This is a genomic window from Roseovarius marisflavi (genome assembly GCF_900142625.1).
GTDB classification, from domain to species: domain Bacteria; phylum Pseudomonadota; class Alphaproteobacteria; order Rhodobacterales; family Rhodobacteraceae; genus Roseovarius; species Roseovarius marisflavi.
Genome location: NZ_FRBN01000008.1, coordinates 114,115 through 140,021, shown reverse-complemented (window position 1 = coordinate 140,021; position 25,907 = coordinate 114,115). Strand labels below are relative to the sequence as shown.

Annotated in this window: 25 protein-coding genes; 16 read left to right on the top strand and 9 right to left on the bottom strand. The window is 62.1% G+C overall.

From position 1 onward, the window contains the following. Window positions 1-115: 115 nt before the first annotated feature. The 5 genes from BUB78_RS09600 (at window position 116) to BUB78_RS09580 (ending at window position 4,634) form a co-directional block, all read left to right on the top strand. The gene (locus BUB78_RS09600) at window positions 116-718 is read left to right on the top strand and encodes a glutathione S-transferase (RefSeq protein ID WP_073197486.1); all 603 of its coding nucleotides are present in this window, start codon (window positions 116-118) and stop codon (window positions 716-718) included. A gap of 363 nt (window positions 719-1,081) precedes the next feature. Further along, window positions 1,082-1,645 (top strand): ubiquinol-cytochrome c reductase iron-sulfur subunit, encoded by a 564-nt coding sequence (gene petA, locus BUB78_RS09595; RefSeq protein WP_073197527.1) that lies wholly within the window; start codon window positions 1,082-1,084, stop codon window positions 1,643-1,645. Between the two features lie 12 nt (window positions 1,646-1,657). Beyond that, window positions 1,658-2,980, top strand: coding sequence for a cytochrome b (petB, locus tag BUB78_RS09590; protein WP_073197484.1), 1,323 nt, complete (start codon window positions 1,658-1,660; stop codon window positions 2,978-2,980). 16 nt (window positions 2,981-2,996) lie between these two features. After that, complete coding sequence (locus BUB78_RS09585) at window positions 2,997-3,842, top strand: cytochrome c1 (protein WP_170865048.1); 846 nt, start codon at window positions 2,997-2,999, stop codon at window positions 3,840-3,842. A gap of 123 nt (window positions 3,843-3,965) precedes the next feature. Next, window positions 3,966-4,634: a cupin domain-containing protein gene (locus tag BUB78_RS09580; RefSeq protein ID WP_073197480.1), complete on the top strand. Its 669-nt coding sequence runs from the start codon at window positions 3,966-3,968 to the stop codon at window positions 4,632-4,634. Here BUB78_RS09580 and BUB78_RS09575 read toward each other — a convergent pair. Then, complete coding sequence (locus BUB78_RS09575; RefSeq protein WP_139279302.1) at window positions 4,631-5,770, bottom strand: alkane 1-monooxygenase; 1,140 nt, start codon at window positions 5,768-5,770, stop codon at window positions 4,631-4,633. The two genes, BUB78_RS09580 and BUB78_RS09575, sit on opposite strands and share 4 nt — an antisense overlap. A gap of 32 nt (window positions 5,771-5,802) precedes the next feature. Next, a complete protein-coding gene (locus BUB78_RS09570; RefSeq protein WP_073197475.1) occupies window positions 5,803-6,864 on the bottom strand; it encodes an A/G-specific adenine glycosylase in 1,062 nt (353 codons plus the stop codon). Between the two features lie 80 nt (window positions 6,865-6,944). On the opposite strand from BUB78_RS09570, the gene BUB78_RS09565 reads away from it, so the two are divergent. Both BUB78_RS09565 and BUB78_RS09560 read left to right on the top strand, forming a co-directional pair. Then, complete coding sequence (locus BUB78_RS09565; protein ID WP_073197473.1) at window positions 6,945-7,454, top strand: DUF721 domain-containing protein; 510 nt, start codon at window positions 6,945-6,947, stop codon at window positions 7,452-7,454. Window positions 7,455-7,472: 18 nt separating this feature from the next. Next, the gene (locus BUB78_RS09560) at window positions 7,473-8,138 is read left to right on the top strand and encodes a DsbA family protein (RefSeq protein ID WP_073197470.1); all 666 of its coding nucleotides are present in this window, start codon (window positions 7,473-7,475) and stop codon (window positions 8,136-8,138) included. A gap of 20 nt (window positions 8,139-8,158) precedes the next feature. On the opposite strand, the gene lpxK is transcribed toward BUB78_RS09560, so the two are convergent. The 5 genes from lpxK to rfbC all read right to left on the bottom strand — a co-directional run bounded on the left by lpxK (window position 8,159) and on the right by rfbC (window position 13,656). Next, a complete protein-coding gene (lpxK, locus tag BUB78_RS09555; RefSeq protein WP_073197468.1) occupies window positions 8,159-9,175 on the bottom strand; it encodes a tetraacyldisaccharide 4'-kinase in 1,017 nt (338 codons plus the stop codon). Further along, window positions 9,172-10,392 carry a 3-deoxy-D-manno-octulosonic acid transferase gene (locus tag BUB78_RS09550; protein WP_073197466.1) on the bottom strand — a complete coding sequence of 407 codons (1,221 nt, stop codon included), beginning with the start codon at window positions 10,390-10,392 and terminating at the stop codon, window positions 9,172-9,174. Before BUB78_RS09550 ends, lpxK begins: the two co-directional genes overlap by 4 nt. A 494-nt stretch (window positions 10,393-10,886) precedes the next feature. After that, a complete protein-coding gene (rfbA, locus tag BUB78_RS09545) occupies window positions 10,887-11,765 on the bottom strand; it encodes a glucose-1-phosphate thymidylyltransferase RfbA (protein WP_073197464.1) in 879 nt (292 codons plus the stop codon). Window positions 11,766-12,073: 308 nt separating this feature from the next. Continuing rightward, window positions 12,074-13,090: a dTDP-glucose 4,6-dehydratase gene (gene rfbB, locus BUB78_RS09535; protein WP_073197459.1), complete on the bottom strand. Its 1,017-nt coding sequence runs from the start codon at window positions 13,088-13,090 to the stop codon at window positions 12,074-12,076. Next, entirely contained in the window at window positions 13,087-13,656 is a 570-nt protein-coding gene (gene rfbC / locus BUB78_RS09530) for a dTDP-4-dehydrorhamnose 3,5-epimerase (protein WP_073197457.1), read from the bottom strand. Before rfbC ends, rfbB begins: the two co-directional genes overlap by 4 nt. On the opposite strand from rfbC, the gene BUB78_RS20315 reads away from it, so the two are divergent. From BUB78_RS20315 to BUB78_RS09490, 9 genes are all read left to right on the top strand, one after another. Continuing rightward, window positions 13,552-13,983, top strand: a complete 432-nt coding sequence (locus tag BUB78_RS20315) for a hypothetical protein (protein WP_220083997.1) — start codon at window positions 13,552-13,554, stop codon at window positions 13,981-13,983. The two genes, rfbC and BUB78_RS20315, sit on opposite strands and share 105 nt — an antisense overlap. A 65-nt stretch (window positions 13,984-14,048) precedes the next feature. Continuing rightward, a complete protein-coding gene (gene rfbD, locus BUB78_RS09525; RefSeq protein ID WP_073197525.1) occupies window positions 14,049-14,885 on the top strand; it encodes a dTDP-4-dehydrorhamnose reductase in 837 nt (278 codons plus the stop codon). A gap of 156 nt (window positions 14,886-15,041) precedes the next feature. Next, complete coding sequence (locus BUB78_RS09520) at window positions 15,042-15,923, top strand: NAD-dependent epimerase/dehydratase family protein (RefSeq protein ID WP_073197455.1); 882 nt, start codon at window positions 15,042-15,044, stop codon at window positions 15,921-15,923. A gap of 290 nt (window positions 15,924-16,213) precedes the next feature. Then, window positions 16,214-16,690 carry a DUF1810 domain-containing protein gene (locus tag BUB78_RS09515; protein ID WP_073197453.1) on the top strand — a complete coding sequence of 159 codons (477 nt, stop codon included), beginning with the start codon at window positions 16,214-16,216 and terminating at the stop codon, window positions 16,688-16,690. A 93-nt stretch (window positions 16,691-16,783) separates the two neighbouring features. Then, the gene (locus BUB78_RS09510) at window positions 16,784-17,641 is read left to right on the top strand and encodes an FAD binding domain-containing protein (protein WP_073197451.1); all 858 of its coding nucleotides are present in this window, start codon (window positions 16,784-16,786) and stop codon (window positions 17,639-17,641) included. Continuing rightward, window positions 17,638-20,331, top strand: a complete 2,694-nt coding sequence (locus BUB78_RS09505; RefSeq protein WP_073197449.1) for a molybdopterin-dependent oxidoreductase — start codon at window positions 17,638-17,640, stop codon at window positions 20,329-20,331. Before BUB78_RS09510 ends, BUB78_RS09505 begins: the two co-directional genes overlap by 4 nt. Next, window positions 20,328-21,782, top strand: a complete 1,455-nt coding sequence (locus BUB78_RS09500; RefSeq protein ID WP_073197446.1) for a 6-hydroxynicotinate reductase — start codon at window positions 20,328-20,330, stop codon at window positions 21,780-21,782. The genes BUB78_RS09505 and BUB78_RS09500 overlap by 4 nt, the downstream gene beginning before the upstream one ends. Further along, window positions 21,779-22,624 (top strand): UPF0280 family protein, encoded by an 846-nt coding sequence (locus BUB78_RS09495; protein ID WP_073197444.1) that lies wholly within the window; start codon window positions 21,779-21,781, stop codon window positions 22,622-22,624. Before BUB78_RS09500 ends, BUB78_RS09495 begins: the two co-directional genes overlap by 4 nt. Continuing rightward, window positions 22,617-23,198 (top strand): amino acid synthesis family protein, encoded by a 582-nt coding sequence (locus BUB78_RS09490; protein ID WP_073197442.1) that lies wholly within the window; start codon window positions 22,617-22,619, stop codon window positions 23,196-23,198. Before BUB78_RS09495 ends, BUB78_RS09490 begins: the two co-directional genes overlap by 8 nt. Here BUB78_RS09490 and BUB78_RS09485 read toward each other — a convergent pair. Together BUB78_RS09485 and BUB78_RS09480 are read right to left on the bottom strand one after the other, a co-directional pair. After that, window positions 23,195-24,979, bottom strand: coding sequence for an ABC transporter ATP-binding protein (locus BUB78_RS09485; protein WP_073197440.1), 1,785 nt, complete (start codon window positions 24,977-24,979; stop codon window positions 23,195-23,197). The genes BUB78_RS09490 and BUB78_RS09485 overlap by 4 nt on opposite strands. 98 nt (window positions 24,980-25,077) lie before the next feature. After that, on the bottom strand, window positions 25,078-25,893 hold the full coding sequence (locus tag BUB78_RS09480) for a CE1 family esterase (protein WP_073197438.1): 816 nt from the start codon (window positions 25,891-25,893) through the stop codon (window positions 25,078-25,080). Between the last annotated feature and the right edge of the window lie 14 nt (window positions 25,894-25,907).

Here is a 25,907-nt window from a genome sequence, read left to right as displayed (position 1 = left end):
GGTTTGATGAGTATTTATGGAAAGATGAAAGTGCAGGGCGTTTCATGCGCGACCTCTGGACAGGGGCAGGACGCGTGCCTAACGTCGCGCTGACAGTTTATCAGGGGACGCCATCATGAAATTGATCTTCTCGCCGCTTTCGCCTTTCGCGCGCAAGGTTCGTGTCTTGCTGCATGAGACCGTTCAGGTTGCCGATGTCGAAATGGTCGATGTTGCCACCACGCCGCTTGATACCAACCCCGAGGCGGCGGCGGCCAATCCGTTGGGTAAAATCCCGGCGCTGGTGCGCGCCGACGGGCCGACGCTCTATGACAGCCGGGTGATCACCCGCTATCTGGATCATCGTGCGGGCGGCAATGTGTACCCGGAGGCGCGGCTTTGGGATGTGCTGACGCTTGAGGCGACGGCCGAAGGGATCATGGAGGCGGCCCTGTCGATGACCTATGAGGCGCGGTTTCGTCCCGAAGAGATGCAATATGCGCCTTGGGTCGAGGGCCAGTGGCAAAAGGCATCGCGCGCTCTGGCGGCGGTCAATGCGCGCTGGATGAGCCATCTGGCCGGGCCTCTGGACATGAGCCACATCGCCATGGGCTGTGCCTTGGGCTATCTTGATTTTCGGCATGATGCGCGCGGGTGGCGTGTTGGCAATGAGGCCCTGGCCGATTGGTATACCGATTTTGCCAAGCGCGACAGCATGATCGCGACTGCGCCTGAGTAGACAGGGCCGTAATTTCGTGCGTTTCGTGCCGAAAACCGGCGTTTTGTACATTTGCGAGCAGGGTCAGCTCAAGTTTCGCGCGCAAAGGTAATTCGGCCCGTTTTGCTGTTGCGCGGGCCGTTTCAGACTTGAAAGCGGGTGAAACGGCCTTGAGACCGTCAAAACGGGTGATTTTGGCGCCCTTTGGTTCGGTTTTTCCGCATTTCAAGCGCGACACTTGCGCCCCTTGATCAAATCAGCGGCATTGCGCACTGGACTGCCCTTGAAAGCCCCGCTAAATACCGGCCCAGACTGGTTGCGGGAATCCTGCGGCCTGAAACCCGTATGCGGCCGATAGCGGCGCTGATAAATGGAGTAAACCTCGTGTCCCACGCAGACGATCACGAAGGCACCCGTAGGGATTTCCTCTACTACGCCACCGCAGGCGCTGGTGCTGTTACCGCCGGTGCGGCCATCTGGCCGCTGGTCAATCAGATGAATCCTTCGGCCGATGTGCAGGCGCTTGCCTCTATTCGCGTTGATGTGGGCGGTGTTGAGCCGGGCACGCAGATCACGGTCAAATGGCTTGGTAAGCCGGTGTTCATTCGCCGCCGTACCGAAAAAGAAATCGAAGCCGGTCGCGCCGTCGAAGTCGACAGCCTGCCCGATCCGATCGCGCGCAACGGCAACGTTGCCGGTGAAGTACCCGCCACCGACGAAAACCGCACCCTGGATGAGGCCGGTGAATGGCTGGTTCAGATGGGGGTTTGCACCCACCTTGGCTGCGTTCCGATCGGCGATGGCGCCGGTGATTTCGGCGGCTGGTTCTGCCCCTGTCACGGGTCGCACTATGATACTGCCGGGCGGATCCGCAAAGGGCCCGCACCCGAGAACCTGCCGGTGCCACTGGCCGAATTCGTCGACGAGACGACGATCAAACTGGGATAAGGAAACACAATTATGTCCGGCATTCCGCACGATCATTACGAGCCCAAGACGAACGGTGAAAAATGGCTGCATTCGCGCCTTCCCATCGTCGGGCTGCTTTATGACACCATCATGATCCCCACACCCAAGAACCTGAACTGGATGTGGATCTGGGGCATCGTTCTTACATTCTGCCTGGCGCTGCAAATCGTCACCGGGATCGTCCTGGCGATGCATTACACGCCGCAGGTCGATATGGCGTTTGCGTCGATCGAACACATCATGCGCAACGTGAATGGCGGACATTTCATCCGCTATCTGCACATGAATGGCGCCTCGCTGTTCTTCGTTGCCGTTTACCTGCACATCTTCCGTGGTCTGTACTATGGGTCCTACAAGGCCCCGCGCGAGATCACATGGATCATCGGCATGCTGATCTACCTGGCGATGATGGGCACCGCGTTCATGGGCTACGTTCTGCCCTGGGGCCAGATGTCATTCTGGGGTGCCACGGTGATCACCGGCCTGTTCGGAGCGATCCCGTTCATCGGCGAATCGATCCAGACCTGGCTTTTGGGCGGACCGGCCGTTGGCAACGCCACGCTGAACCGCTTTTTCTCGCTGCACTACCTGCTGCCCTTCGTGATTGCCGCGCTGGTCGCGCTTCACATCTGGGCGTTCCACACCACGGGCAACAACAACCCGACCGGTGTTGACGTGCGCCGCAGCTCCAAGGCCGAAGCGGACAAGGATACCGTGTCGTTCTGGCCCTACTTCGTGATCAAGGATCTGTTCGCCCTGGCGGTGATCCTCGTGGTGTTCTTTGCCATCGTTGGCTTTATGCCAAACTATCTTGGCCACCCCGACAACTATATCGAAGCGAATCCGCTTGTGACCCCTGCGCATATCGTGCCGGAATGGTACTTCCTGCCATTCTATGCGATCCTGCGCGCCTTTACCGCCGACGTTTGGGTGGTGATGTTTGCCAGCTGGATCACCGGCGGCATCGTTGACGCCAAGTTCTTCGGTGTTCTGGCGATGTTCGGCGCGATTGCCGTGATGGCTCTGGCGCCCTGGCTTGATACCTCTTCGGTGCGCTCGGGCCGGTATCGTCCGATGTTCAAGTGGTGGTTCTGGCTGTTGGCCATCGACTTTGTCGTTCTGATGTGGGTCGGCGCGATGCCGGCGGAACCGCCCTATTCGACGATCTCGCTGATCGCGTCCGCCTATTGGTTCGCCTACTTCCTTGTGATCCTGCCGCTTCTGGGTGTGATCGAGAAACCCGAGGCTCAGCCTGCCACCATTGAAGACGATTTCGATGCGCATTATGGCAAAGCTGAAACGCCCGCTGAATAAGAAAGGACACAGGACAATGTTCAAGAAAACAGGCATTGCAGCGCTTGCTGCCCTGACCCTTTCCGCCGGTGGCGCATGGGCCGCAGGTGCCGAAGCGCATGTCGAAGATATCGCGTTCTCGTTCGAGGGGCCGTTTGGCAAGTTCGACCAGAACCAGCTTCAGCGTGGCCTCAAGGTCTATACTCAGGTCTGTTCGGCCTGCCACGGGCTGCAATATGTCCCGCTGCGCACGCTTGGCGATGAGGGTGGCCCGCATCTTCCCGGCGATCAGGTGCGTGCGTTCGCCTCGCAGTTCGAAGTGTTCGACAAGGAGCTGGACGATACCCGCCCGGCTATCCCGGCCGATCATTTCCCCGGCTCGGCGCTTGAGAACGCGCCGGACCTGTCGCTTATGGCCAAGAAACGTGCGGGCTTTCACGGCCCCTACGGCTCTGGTCTGAGCCAGCTGTTCAACGGCATGGGTGGCCCCGAGTACATCTATTCGCTGATGACCGGCTATCACGAGGCCCCCGAATGCGCCCCCGAGGATTTCCCCGGCAGCTATAACGCGGCCTTCGCCGCGGGCGGTTACCCTGAATCCTGCAAGGACGATCATGGTGGTCACACCGTTCCGGGTAGCTGGATTTCCATGGGTCAGCCGCTTTGGGGGGACGACGTTGAATTTGACGACGGCACCGAAGCAACCCTGGAGCAGTCGGCAGAAGACGTCGCCGCCTTCCTGATGTGGACCGCCGAGCCCAAGATGATGGCGCGTCAGCATGCAGGTCTGGTCGGGGTTATCTTCCTGACGCTGCTGTCGGTGCTGCTCTATCTCACCAACAAGCGGATCTGGGCCCCGATCAAGGGCAAGAAAACCCACTGATCACACCCCTGGTGATATGATTTTAAAGCCCCGCAGGTGTCGCCTGCGGGGCTTTTTCATTTGCCGGGCTTGATTTTCAGGGGCCCACCTACAAGGTTACAGGTCTGAACCGAAGGAAATGACATGCGCCTCAATGCCGACTTTTCAAAGCGGGTCGTGATTCGCCCCGATGACTATGACTGGGTCAAATCCCCTGCGGCGGGGGTCGAGCGGATGATGCTTGACCGGATCGGTGACGAGGTGGCCCGCGCCACCACCATCGTGCGGTTTGCGCCCGAATCCTATTTCGATGCTCATACCCACGGCGGCGGCGAAGAGTTTTTCGTGCTTGAGGGCGTGTTTTCCGATGAAACCGGCGATTACCCGGCGGGCACCTATGTGCGCAATCCGATCGGCACAAGCCACAAGCCGCATACCAAAGAGGGCTGTACCATCCTTGTAAAGCTGCATCAGTTTGCCGAGTCGGACACAGTGCAGTTTCACATCGACACCACGACCGCCGAGTTTGCGCAAAGCGCCAGCGAAGGTGTCTCGGTCCTGCCACTGCACAGCGCCGTGAACGAAGACGTGCGCCTCGTGCGCTTTGCCCCGGGTGCGCGCGCCTCGGCGCATGCGCACAAGGGCGGCGAAGAAATCTACGTTCTCGAAGGCACCCTTGCGGATGAGCACGGCACCTATCCGGCGGGTACATGGCTGCGCAGCCCGGATATGTCAGAGCACACCCCGTTTTCCGACGAGGGCTGTCTTCTCTACATGAAAACCGGGCACCTGCCGGATCAATCCGCCGCCTAGCGCGGCCGCGGATTGAGGGCCTTGTTATAGGGCCGCCAGTCGGTGATTTCAGGGTAATACATCTGGCGCCAGCGGCGCACGCGCGGGTTCATCACCCGTCGCCAGATCGGCGGCACCATCGCCGCCATTGTCATCACCGGATAGCCATAGGGCAATTGCGGCGCGTCGGCTTCGGTGTAGGTCTGCAATAGCGGAAAGCGGCGGTCGGGTTTGTAGTGATGATCCGAGTGGCGTTGCAGGTTGATCAGCAACCAGTTCGACGCCATCTGCGCCGCGTTCCAGCTATGCTGGGGTTTGACGTGTTCGTATTTGCCGTCCCCAAGGTGTTTGCGGGTCAGGCCGTAATGCTCGACGTAATTGACCAGCTCAAGCTGCCAGATCGCGACGATGGCCTGCCAGACAAACAGCGCAAGCCCGATCCAGCCGCCAATCAGCAGGGCAAGCAACAGCATGAACCCCTGAAGCGCCCAGTATTTCAGGAACGGGTTTTTCAGGTCATGCCAGGGCTTGCCGCGCCGCGCCCGCATCGCCTTTTCTGCCTTGAACGCCGAGACAAGGCATCCCTTTAGAACGCGCGGAAAGAAGCGGTGAAATCCCTCGTTGTAGCGCGCGGTCACCGGATCGCGCGGCGTGCCGACATAGCGGTGGTGCACCAGCAAATGCTCGGACCGGAAATGCGAATAAAGCACCATTGCCAATAGCGCGTCGCCCATGAACCGTTCGCCCCTGTCTTTCTGATGCATCAATTCGTGGCTGTAATTGATGCCTACGGTGCCGGTGATCACCCCGACGCCAAAGAACAACAGGATCGTTTCCAAGGTCGAAAGATGCGCATCGCCCGGCCCGGTCACGTACCAGATCATCCAGTACAACAGCACAAATTGTACCGGCGCCCAGATCAGGGTGATCGCCTTGTACCAGCTTAGCTGATCCTCGCGGGTCTCAAGATCGGCGTTCTCAAGGTTAAGCCCGAGAAATGCGTCGAGAATGGAAAAGAAATACCATGTGATCAGCGGCAAGAGGATCACTGTCCAACCGCCGTAAAACGCCCCGATCAGCGCAATCGGCACCAGCAAAAGCGACATCGCAAAGGGAAGGGCACGCTGGAATTTGGAAACTTGGGCGGCGGGGATCATGACAGGCTCCGACATGGGGGATTGCGCATAACTTAGGCCCTATCTGTCAGTGTGCCTTGCGCAAGGTCAAATACCTTTCGCATGACGGTGGGAAGGTCGCTGCGTCGAAACGCATGTTTTGGCATGAATTCTCCAAATTCGGGCGCGGTATCCTTGTCGACATGCGCCACCGCGATGCGCAGGCGCAGATGGAAATGGGTAAAGGTGTGGCGCGCCTCTTCGTCAAGCATCTGCCAGGGGGCGTCTAGCGGTGGGGCCGGGGTGGGGGCGTCGCCCCAATCGCTTCCGGGCCAGCCGAGCATGCCGCCAAGCAACCCCTTGTCGGGGCGGCGTTCCAGCAAGAGCGCCCCGTCGTGGCGCCGGGCCACATAGGCGATGCCAAACCGGGTCGGCTTTTGCCTTTTGGCCAGTTTCCTGGGCAACTCGGCCTGTGTACCCGCCGCGCGCGCCGCGCAGGCGCTCAGCCACGGGCAAATCCCGCAGGCCGGGGATTTGGGCGTGCAGATCGTCGCGCCAAGATCCATCACCGCCTGCGCGTAATCGCCCGCGCGGGCCTCTGGCGTAAGGGCGGCGGCGGCGCGGGTCAGTTCCGGCTTGGCGGTGGGCAAAGGCGTGTGGATGTCATGCACACGCGCCATCACCCGCTCGACATTGCCATCGACCACCACCTCGGGCAGGTCATAGGCAATCGCCGAAATCGCCGCCGCCGTGTAGGGCCCGATGCCCGGCAGGCCAAGCAGGCCCTCGCGCGTTACCGGGAAAACCCCGCCATGATCGGCCACCACGGCGCGGGCGCATTTCAACAGGTTGCGGGCGCGCGCGTAATAGCCAAGCCCGGCCCATTCGCCCATTACCTGTCCATCTTCGGCGGCGGCAAGATCGGTGACGCTTGGCCAGAGCGTGGTGAAACGCTCAAAATAGGTCCGCACCGCCGCGACGGTGGTTTGCTGCAACATCACCTCGGACAGCCAGATGCGATAGGGATCGGGGATCACGCCGCTTGCCCGCGCGCCCGGGGATACGCGCCACGGCAAATCGCGCGCATTGGCGTCATACCAGTGCAGCAAGTCCAGCGGATCGGCGGTGTCACGCATGTTTTATCCTCGCCAAAGGTTTGGGGCTGGTATGCCCCGTTACATGCCCTAAAATAGACCATCTGAACAGGAGTCCAGCCATGGTCGGCCGCAAGGCGAAATCTTCGGGGTTCAAACGCACCTCGTCGCTTCTTCAGCACAGCATTCGCCGTGCCTCGGAGACGCGTGGCTTTGCGCAATCGCGGCTTCTGACCCATTGGGCCGAGATCGTGGGCGAAGACATCGCCGCCATCGCCCGGCCCGTCGAGATATCCTATGGCCGTCAGGGGATGGGCGCGACGCTTAGTGTTCTGACCACCGGCGCGCAGGCGCCGATGCTTGAGATGCAGAAGGAAAGGCTGCGCGAAAAAGTGAATGCCGTTTATGGCTATAACGCCATTTCTCGCCTGCGCATCACCCAGACCGCGCCGACCGGCTTTGCCGAGGGCCAGGTCGACTTTACCCACCGCCCCAAGGCCAAATCCGGCCCCGACCATGCCCCCGAAGCACAGGCGGTCGCCGCCGAGCTTGTCGCCCCCGTGGGCGACGAAGGTTTGCGCCAAGCGCTGGAATCTCTGGGGCGAAACGTTATATCCAAATCGAAACGCTGAACTGCAAAGGGAAGAGTGATGAATAAACTGATTGCAATCGGGGCTGTTGGCCTTGCCGTGGTGACAGGCGCGGCCTTTTGGGGCAGCACCGGGAGCACGCCCGCCACCGACCTGCCGCTTGGCGCGGTTTCGGCGCAAGAGGCGGCGGATGTCGATACCTCGGGCATCGTCGAGATGACGCTTGGCGCCGAGACCTCGAAGGTGACGATCGTCGAATATGCGTCCTTTACCTGTCCGCATTGCGCTAACTTCCACAAGGGTCCGTTCAAGGAATTAAAGGCCGAGTATCTCGATACCGATCAGGTGACCTTCATCTATCGCGACGTCTATTTCGATCGCTTTGGCCTCTGGGCCTCGATGGTGGCGCGTTGTGCCGGGCCCGAGAAATTCTTTGGCATTTCCGACATGATCTATACCCAACAGCGCGAGTGGACCGATGGCGAGCCGGCGAAAATCGCCGATAACCTGCGCCGCATCGGCAAGGTTGCGGGTATCGCCCCAGAGCAGGTCGAGGCCTGCATGACCGATAGCGAAAAAGCCAAGGCGCTGGTCGCGTGGTATCAGAAAAACGCCGAGGCCGATGATGTCACCTCGACCCCGACGTTGGTCATCAACGGCAAGAAATACAGCAACATGAACTATGCCGACCTCAAGTCGATCATCGACGAAAAACTGGCCGAATAACCGGCCCCCTGCGTGTCGGGTCAGTCTAGCCCGACACGCGCAAGGGCCGCGTCAAACGGCCCCCAATCCTCGACAATCAAACGCACCGGCAGGGTGAGAACCTTGCGCCGGAAATCGGGCGGCAGGCGCACCGCGTCTTTTTCCGTGGTTACAAGCTGTGCACCAAGAACGCTGGCCTCATGTTCAAGCCGCGTCATCAAGGCGGGCGAGAGCGGTTGGTGATCCTCAAGCGCCTCGCAACGGGCCAAGGTCGCGCCAAGGCTGCGCAGGGTGGCGAAAAACTTGCCCGGATGCCCGATGCCCGCAAAGGCCAGCAGTTTGGCCCCCTTCCACTCCATCCCGGTCTTGAGCGGCTCAAGCTGCCCTCTCAGGTGCGGCACGGTGATGTCGCTGCCCCACTCTGCGACAAAGCGCTCCTGCGCGCTCTGCGGACCGATCGAGAGCAACAGGTCAGCGCGCGCCATGCCCGCCTTGACCGGCTCGCGCAGTGGCCCTGCGGGGATACAACGGCCATTGCCAAAACCCTTGACCGCATCCACCACGACAATCGAGATGTCCTTGATCAGGTCGGGGTTCTGCAAACCGTCATCCATCACGATGCAATCGACCTCGTCACTGTCTTCCTCCTGCGCTGCGGCCAAAAGCGCGCGCGCGCCCGCCGCGCGGTCGCGCGATATCCAGGTCGGGCCAAAAGCCGCCGCAAGGAGCGGCTCATCGCCAACATCGGCGGCGGTGTGATTGCGCGGGTCGACCTCGACCGGGCCGCCCAGAGCGCCGCCATGGCCGCGCGACAGGATCACCGGCTCTTTGTTCCTCGCATGCAGACGGGATATCACCGCAAGCACGGTCGGGGTTTTGCCAGTGCCGCCAGCGTTGATATTGCCGACGCAGATCACCGGCACCGGCGCGCGCCAGCCCTCGCCCTGCGCCAGCCTTTGCCGGATGGCGCGCGCATAAAGCGCACCGAGCGGTGTCAGAAGGCGCGCCTTGAGGCCCGGCCGCTTGCGGGGCCGAAACCAGAATGCGGGTGCTTTCATCGCTTCGCCTCCAATAAATCCAACCGGTCAAGTAACAGATCAAGGATGCTATCCGTCACCGCCGCGCCCTTTGATGCCACATCCCATGCTGCATGCGCCATGGTTGCCGCCTGATCGGGTGCAATCAACCGCTGCACCGCTGCGGCCAATGTTCCGGTATCGCGCACGATCCGCGCCGCGCCCGCCTCGGCATAGCGCGAATAGCGGTTCAGATACCGCCCGACGTTCGGGCCGTAAAGAATGGCAGAGCCATGCGCCGCCGGTTCGTTGGGATCGCGGCCATATTGCCCCGAGACAAGCGACGAGCCCATGAAGGTGATCGGTGACAGCCGATACCAAAGCCCCATTTCACCACGCGTATCGGCCAGAATGACCTGTGTCGTCTCGGTCGGAAGCTCGCCCTCGGACCAGACCACATATCGCCAGCCCTGGGCGTCAAGCACCTCGCGGATCGCGGGAGTGTCGTCAAGGTTATCGGGCACGATTATCAAAAGGCTGCGGTGGGCCAGTCGGCTTGTGTCGCGATGGGCGCTGAGCAGGGTGTTCAGCTCTGCCACCTGTATCATCGCCCCAAGCCAGATCGGACGGCTGCGCAGCAGGCTGGCAAGCTCTTCGCGTTCGGCGTGGTTATAGGCCAGCGCCATCGTGCCCTCCTGAAAGGGACCGGTGACGTGAACGATGCTGTCGGGCGCCCCATAGCGGCGCAAGACACGCGCGGCGGCCTCGGAGCGGGCGAGGATGGTGACAAACCCGCCCAGAACCGCACGCGGCATATCCGGGAACCAACGCCAGGCCGGACGCTCCAGAAGCGGCTCGTCTGCATCCACAAGGTAGCGCGGGATATCCGCCTTATCCGCGCAGATCAGCAGCGCAGGTTTAAGGTCGCCGCCAGTCCAGAGCACGATATCGGGCGTCCAATGGTCAAGAAAGGCCTCGGCGGCGGGAATCGAATCTTCGGGCAGCGGTTGCCAGATCACCGGCCCCCCGGCCTTGAGGCGTTCGGGCGCAGGCCCGGAGGTGGTCAGAACCATATGCGCGCCGGGACGTTGCTGCGCGAGGCGCTCGGCCAGATGCACCAGCGTGTCGGCACGCGCCGCATCCACCGCATGGGCCCAGATCAGCGGCCCCCCGGGGCGGGGGATGTCGGGCACGACGCCGGGCTTGCCGGTGCGGCGGGCATAGGCGAGATATGCCGCAAGGCTGAGCGAGCGGCTCATTTCGGATTACCCCAACTTTTCGGCCGGCGCGGTCAATATGCCGACAAGAACCAGATGCAGGCGTTGGGTCATGGGTATTCCTTGGAAAGGCTGCGGATGCGCGCAGGGTATTCTATTGGGCCGCCGGGTCAAGCGACTGCGCGCCTCTCCTGGAGCAGGCAGCCGGGTTGACGCGGATGCGCCTGCGGAGCAAGCACGCAGGCACCTTTGCAAAGGCGGATCTGTTGCATTGACCAGATGTCGTTTGGGTTTGCGGCCAAACTCAAACGCGACAGAGGTTCGCCCAACGCGGCAATGTTGACGGCTGAACGTCCGTTCGTCGGCTGCGTTGGCCTGGCCCCGAGAGTGCAACACATTTCGTCAGGCACCAATCCCGGCGAAGCCTGAACTGGCCTGTCGGCGCCCCCCGCATTCGAGGCGGCGGCAGATGGCGCGGCCTCTGGGATTCAGCAATCCGCCAACCGCGCGTCAGTGCCGCCGCAGGCGACAAAATCCTAGCCTTCGGCCAGCAATCGCGCGAGATAGGCGCCATAGTCGCTTTTGCCCAAGGCATCCGCCTGCGCGGCCAGAGCGGCATCGCTGATCCAGCCTTTGCGCCAGGAGATTTCCTCGGGGCAACCTACCTGCTGGCCCTGACGCTCGGACAGGGTGCGAACAAAGTTGCCCGCATCAAGGAGGCTTGCGTGGGTGCCCGTGTCAAGCCAGGCATAGCCGCGCCCGATCAGCTCCACGTCCAGCAGGCCGTCCTCAAGGTAGGTTTGCAGCAGCGATGTTATCTCCAATTCGCCGCGCGCTGAGGGTGTGACCGTTTGGGCACGTTGAGGCGCTGAGCCGTCGAGAAAGTACAATCCCGTAACCGCAAAGGGAGAGGGGGGCTTGGCCGGTTTCTCGATGATCTCGCGGACCTGCCCATTGCCGTCGAAATCCAAAACGCCATAGCGTTCGGGATCGGCCACGCGGTAGCCGAACACCGTGCCGCCCGTTTCCTTGCTGCCCGCGCGGGCAAGGTTGTCTGGCAGGCTGTGTCCGAAGAAGATATTGTCCCCCAGAACCATGGCAGAGGGCGCGCCGTCCAGAAAATCCTCACACAGCGTATAGGCCTGCGCCAGTCCGTCAGGGCTGGGTTGCGTGACATAGTGCAGCGAGAGACCCCATTGGCCGCCATCGCCGAGCATGCGTTTGAACTGCTCTTGATCCTGTGGCGTGGTGATGATGGCGATCTCGCGGATATTGCTGAGCATCAGAACCGACAGCGGATAATAGATCATCGGCTTGTCATAGACCGGGAGCAGCTGTTTGGAGACGCCGAGGGTGACGGGATGCAGACGGCTCCCGGTTCCTCCGGCCAATAATATGCCTTTGCGTTTGCTCATGTCGGGCCTCGTTTTATCTATTTTCACTCGGATGGTTCAGGCAACTGTGCCGGGGCGGACTATGACGGGCGCGGGGCTGTCGGTCCAGCGTCTTGTCGCCCTGTATGGCTGGGTCGATCAAATGCGTTCTGTGCGAAATGCGGCGGCAATATCTTCGCAAGTTACGGTATCCTTTATAGGTCAGCAGGGCACGATCCGACCGGTACAGGACCGTCATGCCGCTGCCCATCTGCCCAGCCGCCTGCGATAACGCAGCGCATGATTGGGCCGCAAACAGCCTGCGGCGACCCCCAGTTGCGGGCGAGGGCCTATCGTTTGCCTAACCGCACGCCCACACCGTCACGCTTTTGCAGCGCTTGCCACCATGCGGCGTTCTCCAGATACCAGTCTACGGTTTTCCCGAGGCCCTCTTCGATGGTCACGCTGGGGCGCCAGTTCAGCTCTGTACGCATGCGTGTGGGGTCAATGGCATAGCGTGCATCGTGACCGGGGCGGTCGGTGACGAATGTGATCTGCTTTGCATAGGGCGTATCTTTCGGGCGCTTGGCATCCAGCAGCGCGCAGATGTGGCGCACCAGATCAATATTCGTGCGCTCGTTTTCGCCGCCGATATTATAGCTCCGGCCGGTGGCGCCGTCCGATAGCACGCGCAGCAGGGCGTCGGCGTGATCCTCGACGTAAAGCCAGTCGCGCACGTTCATCCCGTCGCCGTAGACCGGGATTGGCTTACCCGCAAGCGCGTTGAGGATCACCACAGGGATCAGCTTTTCCGGGAAATGGTAGGGTCCGTAATTGTTGGAGCAATTGCTCAGCACCACCGGCAGATCGTAAGTTTCGCCCCAGGCGCGCACCAGGTGATCCGAGGCCGCCTTGGAGGCGGCATAGGGCGAGCGGGGATCATAGGGCGTGGTTTCGGTAAATTGCCCAGTGGCCCCAAGCGTGCCGAACACCTCATCGGTGGAGACATGGTGAAACCGCGCCACGCCTGCCGTGCGCGCGGCTTGCAGTAGCTGGAAGGTGCCGATGATGTTGGTTTGCATGAACGCATCCGGCCCGTCGATGGAGCGATCAACATGGCTCTCGGCGGCGAGGTGCATCACATGGGTGGGGGCGTGGCGGGCAAAGATATCGCAGAGCGCGCCCGCATCACAGATATCCGCCTGCTCGAAATGATAGAGCGGGCTGTCGGCCACGGAGGCGAGATTATCCAGGCAGGCAGCATAGGTAAGCTTGTCGAGATTGATGACCTCGATCCCGCGCGCAATGGCTGTACGGACCACGGCCGACCCAATAAAACCGGCCCCGCCGGTGACCAGAAGTTTCACGGGCGGGCCTCATAGGTAAAGGGACTTTCAAGCGCGCTGAGCGGAGCGGCGGCGCTATCCTTGTCGGACAAGATTGCGGCATCTGCCAGCGGCCACGCAATGCCGATGTCGGGATCGTTCCATGCGACGGCCCCTTCCAGCGCGGGCGCGTAGGTGTCGGTGCATTTATAGATGATCTCGCAATCGGGTGTCAGCGTCATAAAGCCATGCGCGAACCCGGCGGGCACCAATAGTTGCAGCCCGTTTTCAAAGCTCAGCTCGGCCCCTGTCCAGTGCCCGTAGGTGGGCGAGCCGCGGCGAATATCGACGGCCACATCGTAAAGCGCGCCGCGCCCGCAGCGCACCAGCTTGTCCTGGGCTTGCGGTGGCGCCTGGAAATGCAGGCCGCGCACGGTGCCCATCTGTCTTGAAAAGGAATGGTTGTCCTGCACGAAATCAAACTTAAGCCCCGCGCTTGCCATATGTGCCGCACTCCACGATTCCGAGAAAAAGCCGCGGTCATCACCGTGACGAGACGGGGCAAGAAGGAGAACATCGGGCAGATTCGTAGGCGTTACGGTCAGCATCAGGGAACCTTCGCGAGGAGTCATTTGTGCATTTTTATCAACAGTCTGCGTCATTTCAAGATCTGTTTTCGGGTCTCTGCACTCCTGCAAAATTGCATAAAGCAGCGCCTGTCACAAGTGCTGCGCGGCGCGCTGCAACCTCGGGCATGGATGGTATTGGCCAGATGCACCTGTCGAGCGGGCTGGCGCAAGCGGGCGATATTGCCCAGACCCATGCAGGATCAGTGGAAGGGCGCCGTTGCGGCATGGGTCAAAGATAACGACAGACCTGTCTTTGACAAGGGTGCCACCGAGGCCGACATTATCAATGTGATCCATACTTTATGATTGTCTTTTCCGCGCGCGCCCATGCATTGTTGCATCCGATACAACAACTGGGCCTGCGGATATTTATGATTTTGGTTTTCGGACAGTCCGGGCAGATCGCGATCGAGCTTGCTCTTCTGGGGGCGGGGCCGTGCCTGTCCCGTGCGCAGGCAGATTTTGAGAACCCCGGCGCGTTGGCCGCAGCCATCGCTGCCCACCGCCCCGATGCCGTGATCAACGCCGCGGCCTATACGGCAGTGGATCGCGCCGAGGAGGATGAGGCGCGGGCCTTTCAGGTCAATGCATGTGCCGTCGAGGAATTGGCGCAGACCTGCGCAGAGGCGGGCATCCCGCTGGTGCACATCTCGACCGATTACGTTTTCGACGGATCGGGAACGACGCCCTGGCGGGTCACTGACCTCACCAATCCACAAAATGTCTATGGAAGGTCCAAGCTGGCGGGTGAAAACGCGGTGCGTGCTGCCGGCGGACCCCATGCGATCCTGCGCACCTCCTGGGTGGTCTCAGCCCATGGCAATAATTTCGTGAAAACCATGGTGCGCCTTGGTGCGGAAAGGGAGACGCTGAGCGTTGTGGCCGACCAGATCGGTGCCCCTACCTGCGCGCGCGACATTGCTGCCGCCTGTCTGGACATCGCGCAGCAGCTGCGCATGGACCCCTCCAAAAGCGGCACCTACCACTATCAGGCGCGCCCCTTTGCAAGCTGGGCCGATGTGGCGCGCGCGGTATTCGAGCAGGCGGACCTGAGGTGCAGCGTAGCGGACATCCCGTCTGCACAATACCCTACACCGGCGACCAGACCGCTCAACTCCCGGCTTGATTGCAGCGCAACCAAACACCACCTGGGCATTGAGATGCCGGACTGGAGAGCAGGGCTTAAGGCGATTTTGCAAGAGCTTTGAGGCGACGGGTGGTTTGGGCCAGGGCCGTGCGCAGGGGCAACTCATGACGGCCATAACGGCACATTCAAGGACGCAGGGGACAGGTATGCAAACCGGACCGCTTGGAAGGCAAGCCAGCGCCGCCGCGCGGCATTGCGTATAGAGGGGGGAACCCGGATGGCACCGACACGCGTTCTGGTTTTAGGCAGCAGTGGCCGCATCGGAACCATGCTGCGCCGTTGCTGGGCTACCGATACCTCCGCCAGCCAAGGCGATGCAATAGAGTTTGTCTTTCAGACACGGCAAGCACAGCCAGACCGCCCCGATGACCTGCTGTGGGATATTACCGAGGATCCGCCTGACGCGCTAAGGCTTGGTGGCGCGTATGACTGTTTGATTGTGCTCTCTGGCATTGTGCCCAAGCCAGATGCCGATTTCACCCTCAACACCGCAATCGCAACGGCCAGCCTGAGGGCTGCCGCCCGTCTGGGCATCGCATCTGTTTTTCTGGCCTCCACCTCTGCGGTTTATGGCACCTACCAGGACGAGCCATTCCGCGAGGATCACACCCCGCGGCCCGTCACCGACTATGGGCGATCCAAATACAACATGGAAACCACGGCCCGCGCGCAGGCCCGCGCTCTGGGTTTAAAGCTGTGCTGTCTGCGCATTGGCAATGTTTCGGGGGCGGATGCGCTCTTGCTTACAGGGGCCGCATTGGCCGCCGGTGAAACCATCCTGCTTGATCGTTTCCATGATGGTGGCACGCCTGTCAGGTCTTATATGGGGCCACGGACCTTTGCGCGCATTCTTCGGTCATTGATCCACAACCGCGCCGATGTGCCTGAGGTGCTCAATATCGCGGCGCCGAAGCCGGTGTCCATGCTGGCCCTCGCCGAGGCGGCCCAAATGCCTGTCACTCTCAGGCCTGTGGACGCGCAGGACCACCAATATGTGACATTGGATTGCCAGGCTTTGGCCGCCCTGCACGCATTTGAGCCCCTGGCCTCAGACCCATCCGAAATCGTGCGGCAATGGCAAGACCTAAGAGGCGCATAGCCTTTTACCCGCGCCTCCGGTGGGCAGGTCGGCACAGGTGATCTTGCCGTTCCCAACGCGCAGTTTAATTGCGCCAAAGGGACAACTTGGGATAGTCTGCGTCTCAAGAGTGGCGTGGCTATGGGCTTTCGCAACATTCAGGGATGGTAATCTGGTAGGATTGCTCTGAAGGTGCAGCGCGCAGGATGCCACTGTTCTGTGCAACGATCCTGCGGGATGCCGGTGCCGGATATAATATAGCGCGTGAGTGCTGCGCGGGACCACTGTTTAAATTTGCCAGGACTATTGAAATGACAATTGATAAGACAGACGCTGAGACGCCCATAAATGTCGAACGGTTCGTTGAGGCCCAGAACCAGATCTGGCCGCAGCCGCTGAACGAAATTCTCAACGGCAGAAAGCGAAGCCACTGGACCTGGTTTGTCCTGCCGCAAATCCGCGGTTTGGGCCGATCGAGGTTTGCCATTCATTACAGCATCAAGGATCTCGATGAAGCGAAGGCCTATCTTGCCCATCCGGTGCTTGGCCCGCGTCTTGTTGAGATCAACGAGGCGATGATGGGGCTTGAAGGGGTCACCGCCGAGCGGGTCTTGGGCGGCATCGACGCGCTGAAGCTGCAATCCTGTGCGACGCTGTTTGAGGCGGCTGGCGGCGATGATGTTTTCGCGCGCGTGCTGGCCAAGTATTTCCTCGATCAGCGTTGCCCGCAAACGCTTGGCTATCTCAAAGAGCCGACCGTGATGGAAGACCCGTCCGAGACCGCCTAGGGTGAAACCGGCAACTGTCATGTTGACAGGGGCGCCGACGCTGCCGCACCATTCAGGCGTGGCCACCGATGGCCCCTTGATGTCGGAGAGCGCATGAGCCCCTATCACCGCCCCACCTCTCTGCAAGAGGCGCTTGGCCTTCTGGCACGTCCGGGGCTGTGCATTGCGGCGGGCTGTACCGATCTCTTTCCGGCAACCGATACGCGTGCACTCAGCGGTCCGGTGCTTGATATCACTGCGATTGCGGCGCTGCGCGGGATAAAGCCCGAGGGCGATGATATCCGCATTGGTGCGACGACCACATGGGCTGATATCCTGCGCGCCGATCTAGCCCCCGGTTTCGACATGTTGAAACAGGCCGCGCGAGAGGTTGGCTCGGTTCAAATTCAGACATCGGGTACGCTTGCGGGCAATATCTGCAACGCCTCGCCGGCCGCCGATGGGGTGCCCTGCCTTTTGGCGCTGGGCGCCGAGGTCGAGATTGCCGCGCTTGCCGGTACACGCCGGGTTCCGCTTGCCGCGTTCATTACCGGGGTGCGCCAGACCGCGCTTGAACCCGGCGAAATGGTGACGGCGATTCTGATCCCGAGATCGCAAACCGGTGGAGAGTCGCGGTTTCTCAAGCTCGGGGCGCGGGCCTATCTGGTGATTTCCATCGCCATGGTCGCGGCGCGCCTTGAGATCAAGAACGGCCATATCCGCGCCGCTGCTTTGGCAGTTGGCGCCTGTAGCGCGGTGGCCAAAAGATTGCCCCGCCAAGAGGCCGCGCTGATCGGCGCGCGCGCCGATGCGGGGTTGATCGAGCAGGTCGAGGCGGCGCTGATCACCCCGGATATTGCCCCGATTGACGATATTCGCGCCGATGCGACCTATCGCGCCGAGGCCGCTGTCGAGCTTATCCGCCGGGCAGTGAACGATCTGGTGACGCGCGACGCAGAGGCGGCGGCATGAACCGGACTTTCGACAGTCTGACCCTGACGGTCAATGGGGCCTCGGTTGCCCTGCCGGTTGCGCCAGGGCGGCGCCTCTCCGAGGTTTTGCGCGAGGATCTGGGCCTGCGCGGCACCAAGGTTGGCTGTGATGCGGGCGATTGCGGGGCCTGTACCGTGCTGATTGACGGCGCGCCGGTCTGTGCCTGTCTTACGCCTGTCGCACAGGCAGCAGGGCGCGCGGTGACCACCATTGAGGGCCTTGATATGGTGGCGCTGCAACACGCGTTTCTGCGCCATGGCGCGGCGCAATGCGGGATTTGCACGCCGGGCATGCTGATCGCGGCCAAGGCATTGTTGAGCCGCGTGGAGACCCCGACGCGCGCCGAGGTCGAAGAAGCGCTTGGTGGCGTGCTGTGTCGCTGTACCGGTTATTCCAAGATCATCGAGGCCATTCTTGATGTCGCTACCCCCGGCGCGCCACGGCCTGCGCCCGCCGCCGGTCACGCGGTTGGTGCGCGGGTAGAGCGGCTTGATGGCAGGCCAAAGGTTTGCGGTACGGAAATCTACGGCGCCGATCATGTGCCGGACGGGGCGCTGCTGGTGCGTGCGGTGCGTGCGCCGGATGCGCCGATGACCTTTGCTCTTGGTGATATTGCGGCGTGGTGCGCGGCGCAGGCGGGCGAGGTTCAGGTTTTTACCGCCGATGATGTGCCGGGGGAGAACCGCTTTGGCGTGTTGCCCGCCTTCGCCGATCAGCCGGTTCTGGCCGAAACCCAGGTGCGCATGCGCGGCGAGGCGGTCGCGCTTGTCGCGGGTGAGGCGTCGGTGATCGACGAGCTTGATCTGGCAGGATTTCCGGTCAGATGGCAGCCGTCCTCCGAGCGCCTTGTCCATGCGAGCCGCGCCGATAACCTTTTGGTCACCGGCCGTGTCGCACGCGGCGATCTTGCGGCCGGGTTTGCCGCCGCCACGCATCTGGCCGAGGGCGAAGTGAGCACGCCCTATATCGAACACGCCTATATCGAGCCCGAGGCCGGCGTTGCCTGGCTAGAGGGCGGTCAGCTTGTCATTCAGGCCTGTACCCAGGCACCAATCATGGACCGCGACGACACGGCCCGCGTTCTTGGCCTGCCGCCCGAGGACGTCCGGATCATTCCGGCGGCGGCGGGCGGCGGGTTTGGGGCGAAACTTGATCTGACGGTGCAGCCGCTTATCGGTTTGGTGACACTCAAGACCGGGCGCCCGGCGCGGATGGTGTTGAGCCGCGCGGACTCGATGGCGACCTCGACCAAACGACACCCCTCGAAAATGCGCGCGCGCATTGGTGCGGATGCGCAAGGGCGCGTTACCGCGATGGAATTTGACGGCGAGTTCAACACCGGCGCCTATGCAAGCTGGGGCCCGACGGTTGCCGGGCGCGTGCCGGTGCATGCCTCTGGTCCCTACCTCGTGCCCGCCTATCTTGCCTCGGCCAGTGCGCGCCATTCCTTTAGCCCCATTTCCGGCGCGTTTCGGGGCTTTGGCGTGCCGCAGGCGACGATCCTGCAAGAGGTGCTTTATGATGATCTGGCCGAGAAAACCGGCATCGACCGGCTTGCCTTTCGCCGCCTCAACGCCTTGCAGGACGGACAGGCCACGGTCTGTGGTCAGGTGTTACAGGGCGTCGGCATCACCGCCTGTCTTGAGGCCCTGCAAGAGCCTTGGCAAGCCGCGCTCCGCCGCGCCGAAGAGGGCAACGCCAAAGGCGGCGTGATGCGCCATGGCGTGGGGATTGCGTCCTGTTGGTATGGCTGTGGCAATACCGGGCTGGCCAACCCCTCGACCATCCGCCTTGGCCTGACGGCGGCGGGCCGGGTGTCTCTGCATCAGGGCGCGACCGATATCGGGCAGGGCGCCAATACCGTGATCCCGCAGATTTGCGCCGATGCTCTGGGCCTGCCGCTGGCGGCATTCGATCTTGTCGGGCCCGATACCGCCCTCACGCCGGATTGCGGCAAGACCTCGGCCTCGCGCCAGACCTATGTGACCGGCAAGGCGGCCTGGCTTGCGGGGCGTGCGCTGCGCGCACAAATCCTGGGCCTGAGCAATATGGGCGCCGATGCGCGGCTGTCCCTCACCGGGCAAACGCTTGTGGTCAGCGATGGCGCGGGCGAGCGGCGGATTGATCTTGGTGCCCTCACGCCGGGCGCGCATGGCTATGCCCTCATGGTCGAGGAAACCTATGACCCGCCGACCACACCGCTGGACGCGGACGGTCAAGGCGCGCCCTATGCGGTTTACGGCTATGGCGCGCAGATCGCCGAGGTTTCGGTGGATAGTGTGCTTGGCACCGTCAAGGTGACCCGGATCACCGCAGCGCATGATCTTGGCCGGGTGATCAACCCGCTTTTGGCCGAAGGCCAGGTCGAAGGCGGCGTGGCCCAGGGTTTGGGGCTTGCGCTGATGGAAGAATACATTCCGGGACGTACCGAGAACCTGCATGATTACCTGATCCCGACCACCGGGGATATGCCCCGGATCGACACGATCTTTGTCGAGGTGCCCGACCCCGAGGGGCCGATGGGCGCCAAGGGGCTGGGCGAGCATGTGTTGATCCCGACCGCCCCCGCGATCCTGAACGCGATCCGCCATGCCACCGGCGCGCGGATCACCGACCTTCCGGCGCTTCCGCATCGGGTATTGGCAGCCATCCGAAAGGCAAGGGGATGAGCGAGCGGCGTACGCGCGATGAAAAGATCCGCTGCGATGCCTGCCCGGTGATGTGCTATATCGCCCCCGGCAAGGTCGGCGCCTGTGATCGCTATGCCAATGAGGGCGGCAAGATCATCCGCTGTGATCCCATCACCATACTTGACCGTAGGGTTGAGGTCGGCGGCGAAGTGCGCCCATTCCTCAATGCCGATTGGGATGGCGACATTGGCGGTGATGATCTGTTCCTGAGCGGGGTTGGCGCTGGCACCACCTATCCCGATTACAAGCCTGCGCCCTTTATCGTCAGCCGCGAGGTTGAGGGCGCCGATTTCGTCACCGTGGTGACCGAGGCGATCTATTCCTATTGCGGCGTCAAGGTGAAGATCGACACCGACCGCCACCTTGGCCCCGAGGCCGCAACCGTGCGCGCGAACGGCGAGGCGATCGGCCATGTCACCACCGCAGAATACGGCAGCCAGATGCTCTCGCTTGGCGGGGTCGAGCATCTGACGGGGGGCAGCAAATCCGAAGGCCGCGTGACCTGTGACGCCCTTTTGCGGCTCTGCAATCGCGAGGCGGTGGAGTTGGACATCGACGGCGGCGCAAGCGTGATCGTAGAGGCCGGTCAGCCGCCGATCGTCGATGGTCAGCGCGAGGATCGCATGCGCGTCGGCTGTGGTTCGGCCACCATCGGGATGTTCGCAAGCCAATGGCAGGGGCTTGTCGATGAGGTGGTCGTTGTCGATGACCACATCACCGGTGTTGTGAGCGAGCATCAGGCCGGCAAGGTTTTAGGCTGGCCCGATACCGGCATTCGTATCAAGGGGCGACGCTCGACTCCGGGGCGGTATTTTCAGGTGGCCGGGCCGGGGCGCGGCTGGGGCGGGACCGATATCGAAGACCCGCTGAGGATCCTTAATCCCTGGTGGGAAAAGAAGGGCGCGCGACCGGGGCTTACCTTGTTGATGGTCTCGACCACAGGCGAGCATCACGGGTTTTACGTGCTGGACGATGATCTTGTGCCGCAACCCGCGCCGCTGCCCGAGGCGCTGCGTGCGTCGGTCGATCTTATTGCCGAAAACTGTGAAGCGGCGCTTTGTACGGTGATGTTTCAGGCCGGGGCTGGCGGCTCGCTGCGCTCTGGCGTGACGGGCAATCCGGTGCGCCTTACCCGCTCGGTTCAGGCGCGCAGGACACGCGTGACCTGTGGCGGGGCGGCGGCCTATATCTGGCCCGGCGGGGGGATCACCCTGATGGTGGATGTGCTGGCGATGCCCGAGGGCAGCTTTGGCTATGTGCCGACCCCGGCGCTTGTGGCACCGCTTGAATTTACCCTGCCACGCGCGGAGTTTCGCGCGCTTGGCGGGCATGACGGGGCGGTGCGCTCGATCGCGGACATCTTGGAAACCGGCGGTGATTATGGTTCGACCTTCCGCGCTGTTGGCCGCGCGCCGGAGCAGGGCGAATGACCGGGCCGCAGATCATGCGTATTTCGGGTGGGCGGCTTCACCTGCATCACGGGCCAATTGATATGATTGTCGGTGCCGACGGTCCGGGACAAGAGGCGGGATTTGCCCGTGCGGCGGATCGGTTCAAAGGCCTCTTGCAGGAGCTTGTAGATGAGTTGCCGCACCTGCGCTGTGATACCGGGCCAATGCCACAGGGCCGCGTTGCGCGCCGTATGGCGCGCGCGGTGGCGCCTTTTGCGCCGCGCTTCATTACGCCCATGGCTGCCGTTGCCGGCGCCGGTGCCGAAGAGATTCTTGCGGCGCTTTGCGACGGCCCCGGCATCGCCAAGGCCTATGTCAACAATGGCGGCGATATCGCCTTTCGTCTCACGGCGGGTCAGGTGATGCATGGCGTTGTCGCCGCCGATCCGGTGGCGCGGCTTACGATTGGTCATGATCATGCGGTGCGCGGAATTGCCACCTCTGGGCGTGGCGGGCGCAGCCTCTCGCGCGGCATTGCCGAGAGTGTGACGGTGCTTGCGGCCTCTGCAGCAGAAGCCGATGCCGCCGCCACGATGATCGCCAATGCGGTCGATCTTCCAGGGCATCCCGAGGTGACGCGCCTCGCGGCCTGCGAGGTATCCCCCGATAGCGACCTTGGCGCGCGCCTTGTCACGCGTGTGGTGGGCCGCTTGACGCGCGCCGAGGTGGATCGTGCGCTTGTTGCCGGGGTTACCTACGCCGAGACGTGTCTTGGGGCCGGATTGATTGCCGGGGCGGTCCTGATGCTAAAGGGGCAATGCCGGATCGTCGGCGATCTGCCCGTGAAAACCTTGACTGGAACGGAGCTTATGCATGCCTGATTTCACCCTGCGCAAGACCGCGATCTTCATTGAAGAGATTCACCATGATGGCGGCCCCGCGCCCGAACATCCGCGGCGCCGGGGGGCGATTGCCGCTCTGGTCAAAAATCCCTTTGCGGGCGGGTACACGGACGACCTTCAATCGGCGATGGAGGATCTCAAACCGCTTGGCCTTATGATGACTGACCGGCTGATCGAGGCCATGGGCGGGATTGACGGGATTGATGGCTATGGCAAGGCCGCAATGGCGGGCGAGCGTGGCGAGCTTGAACATACCGCGCTTTGGCATGTGCCGGGGGGCTATGCGATGCGCGCGCGCCTTGGCGAGGCCAGGGCAATCGTGCCCTCGTCGATGAAACAGGGCGGACCGGGCACGCGCATTGACGTGCCGCTTGGCCATATCAACGCCGCCTATGTGCGCAGCCATTTTGACGGGATGGAGGTGGGCCTCGCCGATGGTCCTCGCGTCGACGAGCTTTTGTTCATCCTCGCGATGGCGCGTGGCGGTCGCATACACGACCGTATGGGCGGGCTGAGCCTGGCCGAGGTAATCGGCGAAGACGGCCTGCGTTAACTCGCGGCGTAGCTTTGCTTTTGGGCGAGGTAAAGCTGGGCGTAATAGCCGTTTTTCTTCAACAGATCGTCATGCTTGCCCTGCTCGACAAGCGCGCCGGCCTCTAGCACATAGATGCTATCGGCGTCGGCAATGGACGACAGGCGATGCGCCACGACAATCGTCGTGCGCCCTTGGGTCAGACGGGTCAGGGCGGATTTGATCCGCGCCTCGGTGCCCTGGTCAAGCGCGCTTGTGGCCTCGTCCAGCAAAAGGATCGGCGCATCGACAAGAAAGGCGCGGGCGATGGCGATGCGTTGCTTTTGACCGCCCGACAATTGCGCGCCCTTGGGACCAACCGGCGCATCACCGCGCGCACGGATCAGATCGGCGATCTCGGCGTTTTCAGCGGCCTGCCAGATGTCGGCATCCGTCGCCTCTGGGTTCACGTAGCGGATGTTTTCCCAGATCGAATTGTTGAAGATCACGATATCCTGCGCCACCACCGAAAAGGCCCCGCGCAGCGCGTGAAGCTTGACCTTGTCGATGGCCGTGCCGCCAATGGTGATCTGGCCGCCCTGCACATCGTAAAGCCGCGACAACAGCGACAGGATCGTGGTTTTGCCCGACCCGGTCGCGCCGACAATGGCCGAGACCTTTGCGCCCTTGAAGGTCATCGACAGCCCGTCAAACAGCGGCTGTTCCGGGCTATAGGAAAACCGTACCTGATCGAGGGCGATATCGCCGCCGGTGTCAAACGTGGTAACCGCCCCCGGTGCATCAGTGATGCTTGGTTTTTCGTGAAACAGGCTGCGTACCCGATCAAGCAAAACCACATGCGCCTGAAGGATACCAAGGTATTGCGCCAGCAGGCGCGCCGGATCAAACACAAGCACCATGCCAAGCAGAAAGGTGATGATGCCCGCGCCATCCATGTCGAAATTCGGGCTAAGCACCATATAGCCGCCGCCGCCGATCACCAGCACATAGACAAAGGCCGAGCTGAGGTCGATCGAGGGCATGACGAGGGCCTGCGTAAGCTGCACCCGTGTTGCCAGATCGCGAATCCTGCCGGTGCCTTTTTCAAGCCGCGCGGCCTCGACTTTTTCCTGGTTCGATATCTTGACCGTGCGCATGCCGCTCACGGTTTCCTCGATCCCGCTCATGTAATCGCCAAGCGCATGTTCGGCCTCGCCCTGAACCTGTTTGACGCGGGTCGAGACGAAATTCATCACCCAGATGATGAACGGCAGCACCAGAACGGCGGCGGTGAACAGCACCGGGTTCTTGTAGATCAGATAGCTCGACACAATCACCACCGTCACCGCATCGCGCAGGGCGTTGGCGGTAGAGAGGCCGATGAAATGCCCAAGCTGTTGGGTTTGCGTCACAAGGCGCTGAATGATCTCGCCGGGTTTGGTGCGCTCGAAATAGGCAAGATCCAGATCCATCATGTGCTCGATCAGATCGCGGCGCATTTCAAAGATCGCGCTGTTGCTGACCCAGACGGTGATGCGCGGCACGAGATAGCCCATGGCGCCGCGCACAGCGAAGAGAAAAAACACTGCAAGACAGACCATGCCCAGTTCACGCGCCGTGCCGTTGTCGAAAATCACCCTGAGGCCACTTTCGGTGATCGACAGGAATTGCTGATAGACCACGCCCTGCACAAGGATCATGACAAGCACCAGCAAGAGCCAGGGCGAGCGCTGTTTCAGGTATCTGTTCCAAAGCCAACGCAGGTTGTCGCGGTCAGTGGCCGAATAAAGCGGCACTTTGATCTTGGCGGGCTTCTTGGTCATGCGGTCGGGCCCGTGAGGTCAGGGATGTCAGGCCTGCTCATAGAGGGTTCTGCGCGCAAGGTCATCCCATTGCTGCGAAAAACGGTCGAGGCACGGGATCAGGGATAGGCGTGCGGCAGATCCAGCAACTCGTCCAGTTGCCGCGCGATCCAGCCGCGCGGGATGAAATGGCCGCGTTTATGCACATCAAGCGTCACCTGCCCACCGTTGCAATCGGTCCATTGGCTGCGCCTGAAGGTATCATGCCGGGTCACATCCCAGGTGCCAAGGTCGCGCGGCGGGCCGTTGCAATCAAGCGTGTCACGCCAGAGTTTGACCGGATAGGTCGTGTCGCCCCCCGGCCCGAATGGAAAACCCATCACATTATCCGAGGTGCCATGCACATGGCGCACCTCGGCGGGGGCGGCAGGGCAGGTCTCTGACTGGCGCAGGGTGCCCGAGACAGCCAGAAGCGCGGCAACGCCATCGCCGTTTTCACAGGCATAGCGCCACGCCATCGCCGAGCCATAGGAATAGCCCGAAACGTAAATTCGGCTTCGGTCGATCGGATAGCGCTTGGCCGCGTCCTCGATCACGGCGGCGGCGAAATCGACGTCATCTGTGTCGGAGGTCCAGAAATCCCAGGTCTTTCCGGCCCCGTTGGGCGCCAAAAGCAAGACCCCGCGCCGCCGGGTCGCGCCGGAAATGCGGCCATGTTTCACGATCAGCGCGCCCTGTCGCATCCAGCCGTGAAAATGCAACAGCACCGGAAGCGGCGTGACGCCATCCCAATCATCCGGCTCTTTCACGTGATAGGAGCGATCCCCAAGCGGGCAGGGGATTTCCGCGTGACAGCGTGCTGTTTCGGCCTCGGGTCCTGCTGCCGGGGCCAGACCGGGAAAGAGAAGGGCAAACAGGACAAGCAGATAGCGCATAGGGCCTCCGGTAA

Bases quoted from the DNA above. Each gene is read 5' to 3' on its own strand.
- rfbA (WP_073197464.1), bottom strand. From the start codon at position 11,765: ATGAGCAAACGCAAAGGCATATTATTGGCCGGAGGAACCGGGAGCCGT.
- BUB78_RS09485 (WP_073197440.1), bottom strand. From the start codon at position 24,979: ATGACCAAGAAGCCCGCCAAGATCAAAGTGCCGCTTTATTCGGCCACT.
- BUB78_RS09600 (WP_073197486.1), top strand. From the start codon at position 116: ATGAAATTGATCTTCTCGCCGCTTTCGCCTTTCGCGCGCAAGGTTCGT.
- BUB78_RS09565 (WP_073197473.1), top strand. From the start codon at position 6,945: ATGGTCGGCCGCAAGGCGAAATCTTCGGGGTTCAAACGCACCTCGTCG.
- BUB78_RS09585 (WP_170865048.1), top strand. From the start codon at position 2,997: ATGTTCAAGAAAACAGGCATTGCAGCGCTTGCTGCCCTGACCCTTTCC.
- BUB78_RS09560 (WP_073197470.1), top strand. From the start codon at position 7,473: ATGAATAAACTGATTGCAATCGGGGCTGTTGGCCTTGCCGTGGTGACA.
- BUB78_RS09570 (WP_073197475.1), bottom strand. From the start codon at position 6,864: ATGCGTGACACCGCCGATCCGCTGGACTTGCTGCACTGGTATGACGCC.
- petB (WP_073197484.1), top strand. From the start codon at position 1,658: ATGTCCGGCATTCCGCACGATCATTACGAGCCCAAGACGAACGGTGAA.
- BUB78_RS09515 (WP_073197453.1), top strand. From the start codon at position 16,214: ATGACAATTGATAAGACAGACGCTGAGACGCCCATAAATGTCGAACGG.
- rfbC (WP_073197457.1), bottom strand. From the start codon at position 13,656: ATGCTGACCGTAACGCCTACGAATCTGCCCGATGTTCTCCTTCTTGCC.
- BUB78_RS09510 (WP_073197451.1), top strand. From the start codon at position 16,784: ATGAGCCCCTATCACCGCCCCACCTCTCTGCAAGAGGCGCTTGGCCTT.
- lpxK (WP_073197468.1), bottom strand. From the start codon at position 9,175: ATGAAAGCACCCGCATTCTGGTTTCGGCCCCGCAAGCGGCCGGGCCTC.
- BUB78_RS20315 (WP_220083997.1), top strand. From the start codon at position 13,552: ATGTGCCGCACTCCACGATTCCGAGAAAAAGCCGCGGTCATCACCGTG.
- BUB78_RS09490 (WP_073197442.1), top strand. From the start codon at position 22,617: ATGCCTGATTTCACCCTGCGCAAGACCGCGATCTTCATTGAAGAGATT.
- BUB78_RS09520 (WP_073197455.1), top strand. From the start codon at position 15,042: ATGGCACCGACACGCGTTCTGGTTTTAGGCAGCAGTGGCCGCATCGGA.
- BUB78_RS09580 (WP_073197480.1), top strand. From the start codon at position 3,966: ATGCGCCTCAATGCCGACTTTTCAAAGCGGGTCGTGATTCGCCCCGAT.
- BUB78_RS09480 (WP_073197438.1), bottom strand. From the start codon at position 25,893: ATGCGCTATCTGCTTGTCCTGTTTGCCCTTCTCTTTCCCGGTCTGGCC.
- BUB78_RS09495 (WP_073197444.1), top strand. From the start codon at position 21,779: ATGACCGGGCCGCAGATCATGCGTATTTCGGGTGGGCGGCTTCACCTG.
- BUB78_RS09500 (WP_073197446.1), top strand. From the start codon at position 20,328: ATGAGCGAGCGGCGTACGCGCGATGAAAAGATCCGCTGCGATGCCTGC.
- BUB78_RS09575 (WP_139279302.1), bottom strand. From the start codon at position 5,770: ATGATCCCCGCCGCCCAAGTTTCCAAATTCCAGCGTGCCCTTCCCTTT.
- BUB78_RS09505 (WP_073197449.1), top strand. From the start codon at position 17,638: ATGAACCGGACTTTCGACAGTCTGACCCTGACGGTCAATGGGGCCTCG.
- BUB78_RS09550 (WP_073197466.1), bottom strand. From the start codon at position 10,392: ATGAGCCGCTCGCTCAGCCTTGCGGCATATCTCGCCTATGCCCGCCGC.
- rfbD (WP_073197525.1), top strand. From the start codon at position 14,049: ATGATTTTGGTTTTCGGACAGTCCGGGCAGATCGCGATCGAGCTTGCT.